The sequence below is a fragment of the Frigoribacterium sp. MCBA15_019 genome (assembly GCF_001864945.1).
In the GTDB taxonomy this organism is placed as follows: domain Bacteria; phylum Actinomycetota; class Actinomycetes; order Actinomycetales; family Microbacteriaceae; genus Frigoribacterium.
The window spans coordinates 119136-134636 of the sequence record NZ_MJGS01000001.1 but is presented as its reverse complement, the minus strand read 5'-3'; the positions used below and the strand labels follow the sequence as shown (position 1 = coordinate 134636).

General features: G+C 70.2%; 17 protein-coding genes. 7 read left to right on the top strand and 10 right to left on the bottom strand.

All coding sequences use genetic code 11. The annotated features are described in order from the left end of the window. Positions 1-28: 28 nt before the first annotated feature. Positions 29-634 (bottom strand): biotin transporter BioY, encoded by a 606-nt coding sequence (locus tag BIV04_RS00645; protein WP_056226504.1) that lies wholly within the window; start codon positions 632-634, stop codon positions 29-31. A 148-nt stretch (positions 635-782) separates the two neighbouring features. On the opposite strand from BIV04_RS00645, the gene BIV04_RS00640 reads away from it, so the two are divergent. Next, a complete protein-coding gene (locus BIV04_RS00640; protein WP_043594996.1) occupies positions 783-2381 on the top strand; it encodes an ABC-F family ATP-binding cassette domain-containing protein in 1599 nt (532 codons plus the stop codon). A 44-nt stretch (positions 2382-2425) separates the two neighbouring features. Here BIV04_RS00640 and BIV04_RS00635 read toward each other — a convergent pair whose 3' ends face one another. Genes BIV04_RS00635 through BIV04_RS17330 form a run of 3 tightly spaced genes read right to left on the bottom strand, consistent with a single transcriptional unit; the run spans position 2426 to position 3884 of the window. Next, entirely contained in the window at positions 2426-3277 is an 852-nt protein-coding gene (locus tag BIV04_RS00635) for an SURF1 family protein (RefSeq protein WP_071253346.1), read from the bottom strand. Further along, positions 3274-3510: a hypothetical protein gene (locus tag BIV04_RS00630; protein ID WP_071253345.1), complete on the bottom strand. Its 237-nt coding sequence runs from the start codon at positions 3508-3510 to the stop codon at positions 3274-3276. The genes BIV04_RS00635 and BIV04_RS00630 overlap by 4 nt, the downstream gene beginning before the upstream one ends. Beyond that, positions 3510-3884, bottom strand: coding sequence for a DUF3099 domain-containing protein (locus BIV04_RS17330; RefSeq protein ID WP_071253343.1), 375 nt, complete (start codon positions 3882-3884; stop codon positions 3510-3512). The genes BIV04_RS00630 and BIV04_RS17330 overlap by 1 nt, the downstream gene beginning before the upstream one ends. 205 nt (positions 3885-4089) lie before the next feature. Here BIV04_RS17330 and fabG point away from each other — a divergent pair, with 205 nt between their 5' ends. Beyond that, positions 4090-4800, top strand: a complete 711-nt coding sequence (fabG, locus tag BIV04_RS00620) for a 3-oxoacyl-ACP reductase FabG (RefSeq protein ID WP_056045191.1) — start codon at positions 4090-4092, stop codon at positions 4798-4800. A 60-nt stretch (positions 4801-4860) separates the two neighbouring features. On the opposite strand, the gene serB is transcribed toward fabG, so the two are convergent. After that, entirely contained in the window at positions 4861-5499 is a 639-nt protein-coding gene (gene serB, locus BIV04_RS00615) for a phosphoserine phosphatase SerB (protein ID WP_071253341.1), read from the bottom strand. Positions 5500-5552: 53 nt separating this feature from the next. Then, complete coding sequence (locus BIV04_RS00610) at positions 5553-6794, bottom strand: glucose-1-phosphate adenylyltransferase (protein WP_054146106.1); 1242 nt, start codon at positions 6792-6794, stop codon at positions 5553-5555. Between the two features lie 47 nt (positions 6795-6841). Between BIV04_RS00610 and glgA the strand changes: the two genes are divergently transcribed. The 3 genes from glgA to BIV04_RS00595 all read left to right on the top strand — a co-directional run bounded on the left by glgA (position 6842) and on the right by BIV04_RS00595 (position 9189). Further along, positions 6842-8026 carry a glycogen synthase gene (gene glgA, locus BIV04_RS00605; protein ID WP_054146191.1) on the top strand — a complete coding sequence of 395 codons (1185 nt, stop codon included), beginning with the start codon at positions 6842-6844 and terminating at the stop codon, positions 8024-8026. Between the two features lie 10 nt (positions 8027-8036). Further along, on the top strand, positions 8037-8822 hold the full coding sequence (locus BIV04_RS00600; protein WP_054146107.1) for an ABC transporter ATP-binding protein: 786 nt from the start codon (positions 8037-8039) through the stop codon (positions 8820-8822). 118 nt (positions 8823-8940) lie between these two features. Further along, positions 8941-9189, top strand: coding sequence for a type B 50S ribosomal protein L31 (locus BIV04_RS00595; RefSeq protein WP_043594989.1), 249 nt, complete (start codon positions 8941-8943; stop codon positions 9187-9189). Positions 9190-9344: 155 nt separating this feature from the next. Here BIV04_RS00595 and BIV04_RS00590 read toward each other — a convergent pair whose 3' ends face one another. Together BIV04_RS00590 and treS are read right to left on the bottom strand one after the other, a co-directional pair. Continuing rightward, complete coding sequence (locus BIV04_RS00590) at positions 9345-10067, bottom strand: 3'-5' exonuclease (RefSeq protein ID WP_052505248.1); 723 nt, start codon at positions 10065-10067, stop codon at positions 9345-9347. 54 nt (positions 10068-10121) lie between these two features. After that, a complete protein-coding gene (gene treS / locus BIV04_RS00585) occupies positions 10122-11861 on the bottom strand; it encodes a maltose alpha-D-glucosyltransferase (protein ID WP_071253339.1) in 1740 nt (579 codons plus the stop codon). 70 nt (positions 11862-11931) lie between these two features. On the opposite strand from treS, the gene BIV04_RS00580 reads away from it, so the two are divergent. Together BIV04_RS00580 and BIV04_RS00575 are read left to right on the top strand one after the other, a co-directional pair. Then, positions 11932-12837 (top strand): alpha/beta fold hydrolase, encoded by a 906-nt coding sequence (locus BIV04_RS00580; RefSeq protein ID WP_255364097.1) that lies wholly within the window; start codon positions 11932-11934, stop codon positions 12835-12837. Continuing rightward, positions 12834-13922, top strand: coding sequence for a glycosyltransferase family 1 protein (locus BIV04_RS00575; protein WP_071253337.1), 1089 nt, complete (start codon positions 12834-12836; stop codon positions 13920-13922). The genes BIV04_RS00580 and BIV04_RS00575 overlap by 4 nt, the downstream gene beginning before the upstream one ends. 25 nt (positions 13923-13947) lie before the next feature. Here the strand turns inward: BIV04_RS00575 and BIV04_RS00570 are convergent, their stop codons facing one another. Together BIV04_RS00570 and BIV04_RS00565 are read right to left on the bottom strand one after the other, a co-directional pair. Further along, on the bottom strand, positions 13948-14595 hold the full coding sequence (locus tag BIV04_RS00570; RefSeq protein ID WP_071254579.1) for a histidine phosphatase family protein: 648 nt from the start codon (positions 14593-14595) through the stop codon (positions 13948-13950). A gap of 29 nt (positions 14596-14624) precedes the next feature. Continuing rightward, entirely contained in the window at positions 14625-15467 is an 843-nt protein-coding gene (locus BIV04_RS00565; RefSeq protein ID WP_071253332.1) for an NAD-dependent protein deacetylase, read from the bottom strand. Positions 15468-15501 lie beyond the last annotated feature (34 nt).

Below are 15501 nucleotides of genomic sequence, written 5' to 3'. Positions count from 1 at the left end.
CGACGACCACGCCGGGGAGCAGGAGGCGCTAGTCACCGATGCGCTTCAGCGCACGCCAGGCGAGGGGCAGGGCCGCCGCCGCGATCAGCCACTTGGCGATGCCGCCGACGATGAAGGGGTACAGGCCGGCCGCGAGGACGCTCGGCAGATCGTTCGGCAGACCCAACGAACCGAGCACGACCGCCAGATAGGGAAGACCCACGGCGAAGGGGATGAGGCTCGCCAGGAAGAAGGCGGCCGCCGAGCGCCACCACTTCTTGTCCCAGTCCCGCTCGGACAGCCAGCCGATGACGGCCGCCGCCACGACGAATCCGATCACGAAGCCGAAGCTCGGCTTGAGGACGCTGAGGGGGCCGCCCGAGAACTCGGCGAAGATCGGCAGTCCGGCGACGCCCAGCACCAGGTAGGTGGCCAAGGAGAGCGCGCCGCGACGGGCGCCGAGGGAGGCGCCGACGAGCATCACACCGAGCGTCTGTCCCGTGACGGGCACCGGCCAGAGCGGCACCTGCACCTGCGCGAGGGCCGAGACGACGGCGACCCCACCGAGGACGAGGGCCACGTCGGTGGCGGCGCCCCGGGCCACCAGACGGTCGGCGAGGACCGGCCGTGAGGTCGATGCGGCAGTGTTCGTCATGGGGACTCCTAGAATGGGTAGGTTGATCGGCCGAGCGGCTGGTCGGCAGCGCAGTGCTGCGACCCTCTCCACACGACGTCCCCATCCTATGGGCGGCCCCCTTCCGGGCCCCGTTGTGGACTCCTCACCAATCGATTGGACATCTGCTGTGCTCTCCGTGCACGATCTCGAGATCCGCGTCGGCGCGCGCCTCCTCATGGCCGACGTCTCGTTCCGGGTCGACCGGGGCGACAAGATCGGCCTCGTCGGCCGCAACGGCGCCGGCAAGACGACCATGACCAAGACGCTGGCCGGCGAGACCCTCCCGACGGGCGGCAAGATCGAGCGCTCCGGTGAGATCGGCTACCTCCCGCAGGACCCTCGCAGCGGCAACCCCGAAGACCTCGCCCGGACGCGCATCCTCGACGCCCGGGGTCTCGGCCAGCTGCTGCTCGGCATCCAGGAAGCCACCCTCGCCATGGGCGACCCCGATCCCGACGTCGCCGCCCGCGCCATGAAGCGCTACGGCGATCTCGACGACCAGTTCAACGCCCTCGGCGGGTACGCGGCCGAGGCCGAGGCCGCGTCCATCGCGAGCAACCTCAGCCTGCCGGACCGCATCCTCGACCAGCCCCTGTCGACGTTGTCGGGTGGTCAGCGCCGACGCATCGAGCTGGCCCGCATCCTGTTCTCGGCCGCCGACACGATGATCCTCGACGAGCCCACGAACCACCTCGACGCCGACTCCGTCGTCTGGCTCCGCGAGTACCTGAAGACCTACCAGGGCGGCGTCATCGTCATCAGCCACGACATCGAGCTCGTCGAGGAGGTCGTCAACCGCGTCTTCTACCTCGACGCCAACCGCCAGGCCATCGACGTCTACAACATGGGGTGGCGCAACTACCAGCGGCAGCGTGCCGCCGACGAGGAGCGCCGCAAGAAAGAGCGCTCGAACGCCGAGAAGCAGGCCTCTGCGCTGCAGAAGCAGGCGGCCCGGTTCGGTGCGAAGGCGTCGAAGGCCGCAGCGGCCCACCAGATGGTGGCACGAGCCGAGAAGCTCCTCTCGGGCCTCGACGAGGTCCGCGCGGTCGACCGCGTGGCCAAGCTGCGCTTCCCGACGCCGGTGGCGTGCGGCAAGACGCCCCTCATGGCCTCGAACCTGTCGAAGAGCTACGGTTCCCTCGAGATCTTCACCGCCGTCGACCTCGCCATCGACCGTGGCTCGAAGGTCGTCATCCTGGGTCTGAACGGTGCCGGCAAGACGACCCTGTTGCGCATCCTCGCCGGGGTCGACGCTCCCGACACGGGGCAGCTCGAGCCGGGTCACGGGCTGCGGGTCGGCTACTACGCCCAAGAGCACGAGACCATCGACGTCAAGCGCAGCGTGCTCGAGAACATGGTGTCGTCCTCGCCGAACATCACCGAGATGGAGGCGCGGCGGGTGTTGGGCTCGTTCCTCTTCACGGGCGACGACTCGGCCAAGCCGGCCGGGGTGCTGTCCGGCGGCGAGAAGACACGACTGGCTCTGGCGATGATCGTCGTCTCGGGGGCGAACGTCCTGCTGCTCGACGAGCCCACCAACAACCTCGACCCCGCGAGCCGCCTAGAGATCCTCGACGCCCTGAGCAACTACGAGGGCGCCGTCGTCCTGGTGAGCCACGACGAGGGTGCCGTCGAGGCCTTGAACCCCGAGCGTGTGCTGATCATGCCCGAGGGCACCGAGGACCACTGGACCCCGGACTACTCCGACCTCATCAACCTGGCGTGATCACCCCGGCGTGACCAGGTTCGCCGCCGCGGCCCGCGCTGTGGTCAGCGGCGCGCGCCGTCGAGGATCTCGTCCTCGACGTCGTTGTCGTGGCGGGGCCGGGCGTCGCGACGACGCTGCCGTTCGGCCTCACGCTCGACGAGTTCGTCGTCGTCGGCGTTCTGGTTGCGGTACTCCTGTCGGAAGACGTAGAACAGGAATCCGAAGGCTCCGACCGCGAACATCAACCACTGGACGAAGTACGACAGGTTCAGGCCGGTGTCGATCTCGGGCTTCGAGGACGGGACGGGTGCCGTGGCCGGCGCGGGGCTCTCGCTGACGACGAGACCGTAGGCACTCGAGTAGACGGGCTGCCCGACGCGGGACTCGACCTCGCTGAGTTGGATGGTCGCGATCTGGTTCGTCCCGGGAACGCCCGTCCGGTCGCCCAGCGCCGGTTCACCCGGTTTCAGGCGTGCGACTACCGTGACGTCGCCCGAAGGAGGCGCGGGCACGACGTCTGGGGAGTCCTGGGCGTTGCCGGTCGGCACCCAGCCACGGTCGACGACGAAGATCTCGCCCTGCGTGGTGCGGAACGGCACGAGGACCTCGAAGCCGGGCTGCCCGTTGAGCGGGCGGTTGCGCACGAGCAACTCGTCGTCGGTGAGGTAGCGCCCGGTCATCTCGACCGGCTGCCACTCTTGAGCGGCGTCGTAGGAGGACAGCTCGGGCAACGCCTGCTGCAAGGGGATCGGGTCGGCGTCGTAGGTCTGCTCGAGTTGGTGCACGACCGCGAGCTTCTCGTCGTGCCGCGACCACTGCCAGTGGGCGAGGAACACGCAGATGATCGCGAAGACGACGGCGACGGCGAGGTAGCCCAGCCATCTGCGCGAGAGGGCGAAGCGGATGTTCGTCACCGCGCCTCCGTTCCGACCTGTTCGACGACCTCTGACACCCCCGTCACGACGACCGGGAAGTCACGTGCCTCGAGGAAATCGCGCAGGAAGTCGACGTGCTCGTCGCATGCCGACCACACCTTGACCCGGTCGATGCCGTGGATCTTGGGGTTGCGCCAGTGGACATTATGCCGTGCCTCGGCTCGACACGAGGCGCGAGAGCACTGCACGCCGACGGGATCGAGGCCGAGCATCAGGCGCTGCGCCGATCGTGATCCGCCTCGCCGGGCGCGTCGTCGGCCGAGGCGGCGGGGCCGGCAGGACCTGCGTCGCCGTCGACCACGGTCGGCCTGAACGGCGCCTGCGGCTCGCGGTAGAGCTCGATGCCGCCGGGACTCTCGACCGCGTCGCCCGCCTCGTGGCCCACGTTCGCGAAGACGACGGCGATGTAGGGGATGACGACGGCGCCGATGACGGGCAGCAGGGTCCACCAGCCGAGGGGGAAGACGAAGCAGAGGGCGATGCAGACCAACCTGATGCCCATCGCCACCAGGTACTTGACCATGCGGGAGTGCCGGTCGTCGGTGGGGGAGGGCGGGAGGGACGTGATCGTGTTCGAGGCCTTCACGGGGCACACCTCGATGTCGGGAAGAGGGCGGACGCACCACGGACGGGTGCCGGACGGATCTCGGGGACGAGACGCCCGGGGGAGCGCTTCGATCCTAAGACCCGGGTCCGACAGTAGGCTGGTCGGCGGCCTGCCGATCACAGGTTCGCCGATCCGCGCCGCGACCTCGCGGCCACCGTCGAGATCGCTCACGAGGAGACAACCCATGACCACGCCCCGCACCGTCCTCGTCACCGGCGGCAACCGAGGCATCGGCTTCGCCATCGCCGAGGAGTTCGTCGCCCAGGGTCACCGCGTCGCCGTCACGGCCCGCAGTGGGCAGGGCCCCGAGGGCACGCTCACCGTCGTCGCCGACGTCACCGACGCCGCGTCGATCGACGCGGCCTTCAGCACCGTCGAGGCCGAGCTCGGGCCGGTCGAGGTCGTCGTCGCCAACGCCGGCATCACGAAGGACGGTCTGCTCATGCGCATGACCGAGGACGACTTCACCTCGGTCGTCGACACCAACCTCGGCGGCGCCTTCCGCGTCGTCAAGCGGGCCTCCAAGGGCATGCTCAAGGCCCGCTTCGGACGAATCGTCCTCGTGTCGAGCGTCGTCGGCCTCTACGGCGGCCCGGGTCAGGCCAACTACGCCGCCTCGAAGGCGGGCCTGGTCGGCTTCGCCCGTTCGCTGACCCGCGAGCTCGGGGCCCGCGGCATCACCGCCAACGTGGTGGCACCGGGCTTCGTCGAGACCGACATGACCGCCGTCCTGCCCGAGGCGCAGCAGGCCGAGTACAAGAAGAGCATCCCCGCCGGCCGGTACGGCACCACGGCAGAGGTCGCCAAGACGATCACGTGGCTCGCCGGTGACGACGCCGCCTACATCTCGGGGGCCGTGATCCCGGTCGACGGCGGCCTCGGCATGGGCCACTAGGTCCGACCACGCAGGAGGCGCCGGTCGTCCCCTCGAGGGATGCCCGCCTCCTGCCGCGGGTCAGCCGCGCAGTCCGAGCAGGGGCAGCAGCTGGGAGAGGTCGTTCGTCCCGACGACCACGTCGGCTCGCTCGCGGACCCGCGGCTTGGCGTTGAACGCGACAGAGAGTCCCGCGACCGCCATCATCTCGAGATCGTTGGCCCCGTCGCCGACGGCGACGGTCTGCGCGAGGCCGACCCGCGCCTCCTCGGCCCATCGCCGCAGGGCGGCGGCCTTGGCGTGCGCGTCGATCACGGGGCCGGAGACCCGTCCGGTCAGCCGGCCGTCCCGCACCTCGAGGCGGTTGGCCCGGCGGAAGTCCAGGCCCAGGTCGTCGGCCAGCGGGTCGAGGGTCTCGTGGAACCCGCCCGACACGACGCCGACGAGGCCACCTGCGGCGTGGACGCCGTCGAGGAGTTCACGGACGCCGCGGGTCGGCGTGAGGCGCGAACGCACCTCGGCGAAGACGGACTCGGGCAACCCCTCGAGGGTCGCGACGCGCTCGGCGAGGCTCGTGGCGAAGTCGAGCTCACCCGCCATCGCCCGGGACGTGACGTCCTCGACGCGTTCTCGCGAACCGGCGGCGTCGGCCAGCAGCTCGATCACCTCGTCCTCGATCAGGGTGGAGTCGACGTCGAGGACGATGAGGAAACGCGGCACGTCGACAGCCTAGGGCCGCCGACGCACCGCGTCGCTCGTGTGACCTGGTACGACTACTGGTCGACCCGGACTCCCTTGCCGACCACCGTGATTCCGGATGGCGTGACGGTGAAGCCGCGGGCCCGGTCGGCCTCGGGATCGACTCCGACGGAGGCCCCGGCCGCGATGACGACGTCCTTGTCGAGGATCGCCCGGTTGACGACGGCGTTCGGGCCGACGTGCGCCCGCTCGAAGACCACCGAGTCGACGACCCGCGACCCGCTGTCGAGGGTGCACCAGGGGCCCAGGACACTGCGTTCCACGTGCGCACCCGACAGCAGCGAGCCCAGCGACACGATCGAGTCGATCGTCGTGCCGAGGTTGCCGTGGCCGTCGCGGACGAACTTCGCGGGCGGCGAGTTGAGCTGCTGGCTGAAGATCGGCCAGTCGGTGTTGTAGAGGTTGAAGATCGGCAACGCCGAGATCAGGTCACGGTGCGCGTCGTAGAACGAGTCGATGGTGCCGACGTCGCGCCAGTAGTACCGGTCGCGCTCGGTCGACCCGGGCACCTCGTTGCGGTTGAGGTCGTAGACGGCCGCGTCACCACGGGAGACGAAGTCGGGGACGATGTCGCCGCCCATGTCGTGGTTCGAGTCGGGCTTCTCGCCGTCGCGCAGCACGGCGTCGATCAGGACGTCCGCGTCGAAGACGTAGTTGCCCATGGACGCCAGGATCTCGTCGGGGGAGTCCGGTAGGCCCGTGGCGTCCGTCGGCTTCTCGAGGAACCGGCCGATGCGGGTCGGGTCGTCGGAATCGACCTCGATGACGCCGAACTGGTCGGCGAGGGAGATGGGCTGACGGATCGCGGCCACGGTGACCCCGGCGCCCGAGGCGATGTGCGCCTCGATCATTTGGGAGAAGTCCATGCGGTAGACGTGGTCGGCACCCACCACGACGACGATGTCGGGTTTCTCGTCACGCAGCAGGTTGAGGCTCTGCAAGATGGCGTCGGCGCTGCCGGCGAACCAGCGCTTGCCGAGCCGCTGCTGGGCCGGGACCGAGGCGACGTACGCGCCGAGCAGGCCCTCGATGCTCCAGGTCTGCGAGACGTGGCGGTCGAGGCTGTGCGACTTGTACTGGGTCAACACGACGATCTGCCGCAGACCCGAGTTGATCAGGTTCGACAGGGCGAAGTCGATGAGACGGTAGTTGCCACCGAACGGGACAGCGGGTTTCGCGCGGTCTGCGGTCAGCGGCATCAGGCGCTTGCCCTCGCCACCAGCCAGGACGATGCCGAAGATCTTCTTTGATGCCATGGGGCCAGAATGGCACGATTCGCGGTCGCACGACTACGGTGAACCACGTGCGAGTCGATGTCATCACCAAGGAATACCCGCCCAACGTCTACGGGGGCGCGGGCGTCCACGTCGTCGAACTCGTTAAGGCCCTGCGTCAGGGCGTCGAGGTGCAGGTGCGGGCGTTCGGCGAGGTCGACCCCGAACCCGACACGACCGGGTACCCCGACCTGCCCCAGCTCGATCAGGCGAACGCGACCCTGCGCACCCTCGGCGTGGACGTCACCATGGCCCAGGACGTCGCCGGAGCCGACGTCGTCCACAGCCACACCTGGTACGCGAACGCGGCCGGCCAGCTGGCCCAGATGCTGCACGGCGTCCCGCACGTCCTGACGGCCCACAGCCTCGAGCCGCTCCGCCCCTGGAAGGCCGAACAGCTCGGAGGCGGCTACCGCGTCTCGAGCTGGATCGAGCGCCAGGCCTACGAGACCGCCGATCGCGTGATCGCCGTCAGCGACGGCATGCGCCGCGACATCCTGCGCTCCTACCCGTCGATCGACGAGTCGAAGGTCCAGGTCGTGTACAACGGCATCGACCTGGAGGGGTGGCAGCGCGTCGACGACGCCGAGCTGGTCCGGGGCCTGGGCATCGACCCCGACCGACCGTCGGTGGTCTTCGTCGGTCGCATCACCCGCCAGAAGGGTCTCCCGTACCTGCTGCGCGCGGCGAAGCTGCTGCCCGCCGATGTCCAACTCGTGCTGTGCGCCGGTGCGCCCGACACCCCCGAGATCATGGCCGAGGTCACGGGCCTGGTCCGCGAGCTGCAAGAGGAGCGCACCGGGGTCGTCTGGATCGACACCGTGCTGCCACGGCACCAGCTGAGCGCGGTGCTGAGTCAGGCCACGACCTTCGTCTGCCCGTCGGTCTACGAGCCCCTGGGCATCGTCAACCTCGAGGCGATGGCCTGCGGCGTGCCCGTCGTGGGGTCCGACACGGGCGGCATCCCCGAGGTCGTCGCGGACGGCCTGACCGGTCGCATCGTGCCCCTCGAGCAGGTGCAGGACGGCACCGGAACCCCGGTCGACCCCGACCGCTTCGTCGCCGACCTGGCTGCCACCCTCACCGAGGTCGTCTCCGACCCGGCCCTCGCGCGCCTCATGGGCCGGGCCGGCCGCATGCGGGCCGAAGAAGAGTTCTCGTGGTCACGGATCGCCGAGCAGACCCTGGGGATCTACGAGGGCCTGCTCAACTAGGCTGAGCAGCATGCCTACCGTCCTGCAGCTGACCGATGTCTCGATCGTCCGAGGCGGCACCGCCGTCGTCGACAAGCTGACCTGGACGGTCGACTCCGACGAGCGCTGGGTCGTGCTCGGGCCCAACGGTGCCGGCAAGACCAGCCTGCTCCAGGTGGCCGCCGCGCAGAGTCACCCCTCCTCGGGCGAGGCCAGCATCCTCGGCTCCGACCTCGGCTCGGTGGACCTGTTCGACCTGCGGCCGCGCATCGGCTTCGCCTCGACGGCCATCGCCCGTCGCATCCCCGCCAAAGAGAAGGTGGTCGACGTCGTCCTGACGGCCGCCTACTCGGTCACCGGACGCTGGAACGAAGAGTACGAGGGCGTCGACGTCCGTCGGGCGCACCGCGTGCTCGACGAGTGGAAGCTCGACCACCTCTCGGACCGCACGTTCGGCGAACTGAGCGACGGCGAGCAGAAGCGCGTCCAGATCGCCCGCTCGGTCATGACCGACCCCGAACTGCTTCTGCTCGACGAGCCGGCCGCGAGCCTCGACCTGGGCGCCCGCGAAGAGCTGCTGCAGATGCTGTCGGGCTACGCCTCGTCCGAGGGCGCTCCGGCGATCGTCATGGTGACCCACCACGTCGAAGAGATCCCCCGGGGCTTCACGCACGCCCTGCTGCTCGACCACGGCTCCGTCGTCGCGGCCGGTCCGCTCGACGAGGTCATCACGGCCGAGACCCTCGGCGCCACCTTCGGCGTCGAGCTGCGCGTCGAGTCCGACGGGGGCCGGTACTCGGCCCGCGCAGCCGGCTGACCCGCGCCTCCTACGATCCGGGCCGTCGGTCTGGTATCGTTGACAGCTGGTCCGCAGCGTCGCTGCGCGTGCCTCCTGAACTCACCATCATCACTCGTTCGCTAGACCTAGGACAATCATGAAGACCGACATCCACCCCGAGTACAAGCAGATCGTCTTCCGGGACCTCGCGTCGGGCGCCACGTTCCTCACGCGCTCCACCACGACGAGCGACAAGACCATCGAGCTCGACGGTGAGACCTACCCGGTCATCGACGTCGAGATCTCGTCCGAGTCGCACCCGTTCTACACGGGCAAGCAGCGCATCCTCGACTCGGCCGGTCGCGTCGAGAAGTTCAACTCGCGCTACAAGAACTTCGGCAAGTAGGCCTCGGCCAACTGCCCTGTCAGAGGCGGTCCACTTCGGTGGGCCGCCTCTTTCGCGTCCCCGGGCGACACACCTCAGGTAGGGACGCGACGTCAGGCCACCTGGAGGGCACGGACGGCCCGGAAGGCCCGAGGAGGCGCGGGGCACGACCCCGCTCAGGCGAACGGCAGCGGGCGGTGCGGCCAGTCGCCGTGCGCCGTGAAGGTGGGGTCTTTCGCACGGCGCATGTACTGCTGGAAGCTCTCGGCCTGGGTCGAGCACCAGCCGACCTGGAGGTCGTGCAGCTCGGTGACGGGCACGTCGAGCCGGTCGGGGTACCGCTTCGCCATGGCCTGGGCCACGCGACCTGCGGCGATCGCGTCGGCCCCGGCATCGTGCGCGTCGTCGAGCGACACACCGTAGACCGCGGCGGCGGCCTCGAGGGTGCGCTTGCCCTTGCGGTAGGTGTCGACGGCCTTGTCGATGACGAGGGGGTCGACGACGCAACCGATCTCGCCGACCTCGCCCAACGGCTCGACGCCGTGACGACGGGCCTCGCGGTCGAGCAGGGTGAGGTCGTACGGCGCGTTGTAGACGACCAACGGCACGCCACGGGCGAAGACGGCCCGGATGGCCGCGACGATCTCGGCCACGACCTCGGCGGCCGGACGCCCCTCGGCGCGGGCCCGCTCGGTGGAGATGCCGTGCACGGCACTGGCCTGCTCGGGGATCTCGACGCCCGGGTCCGCCAGCCACTCGCCGTGCGCGACGGTGGCCCCGGTGGCGTCGATCAGGCCGACGTGGGCGGTCACGATGCGGGCCGTCTCGACGTCGATGCCGGTGGTCTCGAGGTCGAAGACGCCGAGCGCCTGCCACCAGGCGGCCGGCGGCTCGCCCACGGCCGCGAGGTCGGGAGCGGTGCCGGTCGTCTCCGTGTCAGTCACCCTGCGAGTTTAGGAGGCGCCACCGACAGCGGGTGCCGCCGCAGCGGGCACGTCGCCGACGTGCAACCAAAAGAACGCCTGCGTCCCGAGGGTCAGCGTGACCTTCCCCTCGTCGTCGAACGAGGGGAACTGCGCACCACCGAACAGGTCGAACAACGTGCGCCCGGCGAACTGCGGGGCCACGATGTCGACCGAGGTCGGGTTGTGACCGAACGAGAACACGCAGAGGATGTCCTCGGCCGAGTCGCCGAACTGCGTCCCGGCCCCCTCGTACGAGCGGACGAACGACAGGACGGACTCCTGGTTGGTCTCGAGCACCTCGAGGGTGCCGAGGCCGAACGTCGGGTGGGCCTTGCGCACGTGGATGACGTTGCGCACCCAGTGCAGCAGCGACCGTGACTGGGCCAGCTGACTCTCGACGTTCACCAGGTTGTAGTTGTAGACGAGCGACTGGACGACCGGCAGGAAGAGCTTGCCCGGGTCGGCGGTCGAGAAGCCGGCATTGCGGTCGGGCGTCCACTGCATGGGCGTGCGGGACGAGTCGCGGTCCGGCAGCCAGATGTTGTCGCCCATGCCGATCTCGTCGCCGTAGTAGAGGAACGGGCTGCCGGGCAGCGAGAACAGCAGCGCGTGCACGAGTTCGAGTTCGGCGCGCGAGTTGTCGAGCAGCGGGGCCAGACGGCGGCGGATGCCGATGTTGGACCGCATGCGCGGGTCGTAGGCGTACCAGCCGTACATCGCCTGCCGGTACTCCTCGCTGACCATCTCGAGGGTGAGCTCGTCGTGGTTGCGGAGGAAGACGGCCCACGCGGCCCCCGGCGGAACCTCGGTGGTCTCGGAGAGGATGCGCTTGAGCTCGTCGGCGCTCTGGGCGCGGAGCGAGTAGAAGATGCGGGGCATGACCGGGAAGTCGAAGGCCATGTGGCACTCGGGCTCGTCCTCGGTGCCGAAGAACGCCGCCGTCTCGGCCGGCCACTGGTTGGCCTCGGCGATCAGCACGCGTCCGGGGAACTCTTCGTCGACCATCGCGCGCAGGCGCTTGATCAGGTCGTGCGTGGCCGGCTCGCCCTCGCCGTTTCCCTCTTCGGTCTCGAACAGGTAGGGGATCGCGTCGAGCCGGAGGCCGTCGACGCCCATCGACAGCCAGTGCCGGACGACGTCGAACACGGCCTCTTGGACGGCGGGGTTCTCGAAGTTGAGGTCGGGCTGGTGCGAGAAGAAGCGGTGGAAGAAGAACTGACGGCGCACCGGGTCGAACGTCCAGTTGGACTCTTCGGTGTCGACGAAGATGACGCGGATGTTCGAGTACTCGTCGTCGGTGTCGCGCCAGACGTAGAAGTCGCCGTAGGGACCCTCGGGGTCTTCGCGGCTCTGCTGGAACCACTCGTGCTGGTCGCTCGTGTGGTTCAGCACCATGTCGATGACGATGCGCATGTTGCGCTCGTGCGACTTGGTCACGAGGTCGCGGAACTCGTCGAGCGTGCCGAACTCGGGCAGGATCGCCTTGTAGTCCTGGATGTCGTAGCCGCCGTCGCGCAGGGGCGACTGGAAGAACGGCGGCAGCCAGAGGGCGTCGACGCCGAGCCACTGCAGGTAGTCCAGGCGGGTGAGCAGACCTTGCAGGTCGCCCGCCCCGTCGCCGTTGCTGTCGACGAACGACCGCACCATCACCTCGTAGAACACCGCCCGGCGGTGCCAGTTGGGGTCGAGGGTCAGTCCGGGCTGCTGGATCGGGGCAGTGAAGCTCACCCGCCCACCCTACGGGCGCGCGCCCCGGGGCGCGCACTCCGCCCAGCGCGTCGCTCGTAGACTCGGGCCCGTGATCGTCCGACCCCCGCGCGTGAAGTCGCCGTACCGTGCCCGCCTCGACGCCCGACCGGTGCGCGACGACGCCGTCGAGGTCGCCGGCAGCCTCACCCGCTACTGGACGTACGAACCGCCCGAGGGGCAGGAGGCGCGGGTCACCGTCGTCGCGGTGCACGGCTTCCGGGGCGACCACCACGGTCTCGAACCCGTCGTGGCGCACCTCGACCACGTGCGGGTGGTCATGCCCGACCTGCCGGGCTTCGGCGAGTCGAACCCGTTGGACGGAGAGCACAGCGTCGCGGCGTACGCACGCTGGCTGACCGCGTTCGTGGCGACCCTCTCGCTCGGTGACGACGTCGTGGTGCTGGGACACTCGTTCGGCTCGATCGTCACGTCGGCCGCGGTGGCCGACGGACTCCGCGCCTCCCGGTTGATCCTGGTCAACCCGATCGCCGCCCCCGCCCTGCAGGGCCCGCGCGGCGTGGTGACCCGCCTGGCCGTCTTCTACTACTGGGCCGGCGCCGCCCTGCCCGAGCGCGCCGGGCAGCAGGTGCTTCAGAACGCCGCCGTCACGCGGATCACGAGCCTCGCGATGGTCAAGACGCACGACCGGGCCCTGCGCCGGTGGATCCACGACCAGCACGACAGCTTCTTCTCGCGGTTCTCGGACCGTCGCGTGGTGCTCGACGCGTTCCGCGCCTCGGTCTCGAGCGACGTGAGCACGTACGCCGCCCGCGTCACCGTGCCCACCCTGCTGATCGCCGCCGACCGCGACGACATCACGGCCCTGCCGGCGCAGCACCGGCTGCAGGCGCTCTTCCCCGACGCGACGCTCGACGTCATCGAGGGGGTCGGCCACCTGATCCACTACGAGAAGCCGCGCCAGGCCGCCGCCGCGATCGAGGCGTTCGTCCGATGAGGGTCGTCGTCGACTGCCGGTACGTCCGCGTCGGACGCCACGACGGCATCAGCCGGTTCAGCGCCGGCGTCGTGTCGGCCCTGGCCGAGCGCCACGAGGTGACGATGCTCGTCAGCGATCCACGCCAGCTCGACAAGCTGCCCGACCAGCCGCACCTGCTCGTCAGCGCGCCCACGAGCGTCCTCGAACCCCTCGTGGCCCGGCAGGTGAACCGACTGCGCCCCGACGTCGTCTGGTCGCCCATGCAGACCATGGGCTCGGCAGGGCGCCGGTACCCGCTCGTGCTGACCCTGCACGACCTGATCTACTACACGAACCGCACGCCACCGCCCGAGTTCGCCCTGCCCATCAAGCTGCTGTGGCGGCTGTACCACCTGGCCTGGTGGCCGCAGAGGGTGCTGCTGAACCGGGCCGACGCGGTCGTCACGGTGAGCCGCACGACACGTGACGAGATGCGACGCCACCGGCTGACGCGGCGTCCCGTGACGGTGGTGTACAACGCGGCCGATCCGGTCGGCGCGGTCGAGCCGCGCAGCGCACCCGCACGGCGCGACCTCGTCTACATGGGGTCGTTCATGCCGTACAAGAACGTGACCGCGCTGGCCAGGGCACTGCCGTTGCTCGACGGGTACCGACTGCACCTGATGAGCCGGGTGTCCGAGGCCGAGCGCGCCTCCTTGACGGCCCTGGCACCCGCCGGGGCGCTGGTCTTCCACGACGGCGCGAGCGACGACGAGTACCGCGAGACCCTGCTCGGTGCGACCGCCGTCGTGACGGCCTCGCGCGCCGAGGGGTTCGGCATCCCACTCGTCGAGGGCATGGCGCTCGGCACGCCCGCGGTGGTCAGCGACATCCCGATCTTCCGCGAGATCGGCGGCGACGCGGCGCTCTACTTCGACCCGTCGTCGCCCGCGTCGATCGCCGCCGCCGTTCGCCGGCTCGAGGGGGAGTGGGAGGCGCGCTCGGCCGCGTCGGTCGACCAGGCCGCCCGGTTCGATTGGCGTGACTCGGCAGACGTGCTGCTGCGTCTGCTGGCCGACGTCGCCGCGACGGGCAGCCACCGGCGTCGGCGCTGGGGACGCTGACCGGCCAGCAGCTCGGGCAGGGGACTCAGGCCGGGTCGGCCGCGTCGCGCTCGAGGGCGTTCTGGTACTCGAAGGCATAGGTGCCGGGTCGTTCGGACTCGACCTCGATCGGGTCGTCGAACTCCCGCAGCGTCAAGGCGTCGCCCACGAACTCGAACGAGTGGATGGACCCGTTGCGGATGGGCACGCCGAGGTGCGCGTCGGTGTCGGGGGAGACGTGGTTCACCACCGCCCGGATGACCGCGCCGTGCGTCGCGACGACCACGGACGCGCCGTCGCCGTACCGGGCGGCGATCGCGGCGAGGGCGGGCAGCACCCGCGCGACGAGGGCCCCGCGGCTCTCGCGACCGGGCACCGGGGTGCCCGTGGGGAACCGTGCCTCGACCTGTTCGCCGGTCAGGCCCTCGGCGTCGCCGTAGCGTCGCTCGGCGACCTCGGGGACGAGCTCGGGCGCGGTCAGGCCCAGGCGCTCGGCGATGATCGACCCGGTCTCGGCCGCCCGCGAGAGAGGGCTGGCGACGACGGCGTCGAACCGACGACGCGCGAGCAGGTCGCCCGCCTCTCGGGCCTGCGACCGACCGAGGTCGTTCAGGGGGATGTCGGTGGAGCCCTGGATGCGTCGTGCGCGGTTCCAGTCGGTCTCGCCGTGGCGGACCAGGTACAAGAGCGTCATCGTTCCTCCGGTGGGCACGGCCCCGGAGGTCACGCGACCAGGTGCTCGGCCAAGGCCGCCAGGGTCTCCGACGTGCCGGCGTCCAGCTTAACCGTGGCCCGCGAGTCGCCCTTGGTGACGCCCCGGTTCAGGACGACCACGGGCAGTTTGCGGCGCGTGGCCTGGTCGAGCAGGCGGATGCCGCTGTTGACGACCAGCGACGAGCCAGCGACGAGGAGCGCCTCGGCACCGACGACCATCGACCGCGCCTCGGCGAATCGCTCGGTGGGCACGAACTCGCCGAAGAACACGACGTCGGGCTTGAGCAGGCCACCGCAGACCGTGCAGGTCGGCACGACGAACGCGTCGATGTCGTGCACCTCGACGTCGCCGTCCGGGGCGAGTCGCACCTGGTCGGGCTCGTCGATCCACGGGTTCTCGGCCGCGAGGCGCGCCGCGACCATGTCGCGGGCGAACGCCTGGCCGCAGGTGAGGCAGACCACGCGGTCGACGGTGCCGTGCAGGTCGACCACCCGGCGCGACCCGGCGCGGACGTGCAGGTTGTCGACGTTCTGGGTGATCACGCCGTTCGTCACGCCGGCGGCCTCGAGCCGGGCCAGCGCCCGGTGCCCCTCGTTGGGCCCGGCCGCGCGGAAGGACTTCCAGCCGAGGTGGCTGCCGGCCCAGTAGCGCTTGCGGTAGCCCTCGCTCGAGAGGAACTGCTGGAAGGTCATCGGGTTGCGCGGGGGAGCACCTGCGCCCCGGTAGTCGGGGATGCCCGAGTCGGTGCTGACCCCGGCCCCGGTGAGCACGGCCACCCGGCGCCCGCGGAGGGCCTCGACCGCGGCCTCGAGGGCCTGCTCGTCGGTGGGGACCGCGGGGGCGTTCGACACGGGTGGGACTCCTTCGGGTGCGGTGACGCTAGCC

Bases quoted from the DNA above. Each gene is read 5' to 3' on its own strand.
- BIV04_RS00645 (WP_056226504.1), bottom strand. From the start codon at position 634: ATGACGAACACTGCCGCATCGACCTCACGGCCGGTCCTCGCCGACCGT.
- BIV04_RS00630 (WP_071253345.1), bottom strand. From the start codon at position 3,510: ATGCTCGGCCTCGATCCCGTCGGCGTGCAGTGCTCTCGCGCCTCGTGT.
- fabG (WP_056045191.1), top strand. From the start codon at position 4,090: ATGACCACGCCCCGCACCGTCCTCGTCACCGGCGGCAACCGAGGCATC.
- BIV04_RS00610 (WP_054146106.1), bottom strand. From the start codon at position 6,794: ATGGCATCAAAGAAGATCTTCGGCATCGTCCTGGCTGGTGGCGAGGGC.
- BIV04_RS00600 (WP_054146107.1), top strand. From the start codon at position 8,037: ATGCCTACCGTCCTGCAGCTGACCGATGTCTCGATCGTCCGAGGCGGC.
- BIV04_RS00595 (WP_043594989.1), top strand. From the start codon at position 8,941: ATGAAGACCGACATCCACCCCGAGTACAAGCAGATCGTCTTCCGGGAC.
- BIV04_RS00575 (WP_071253337.1), top strand. From the start codon at position 12,834: ATGAGGGTCGTCGTCGACTGCCGGTACGTCCGCGTCGGACGCCACGAC.
- BIV04_RS00570 (WP_071254579.1), bottom strand. From the start codon at position 14,595: ATGACGCTCTTGTACCTGGTCCGCCACGGCGAGACCGACTGGAACCGC.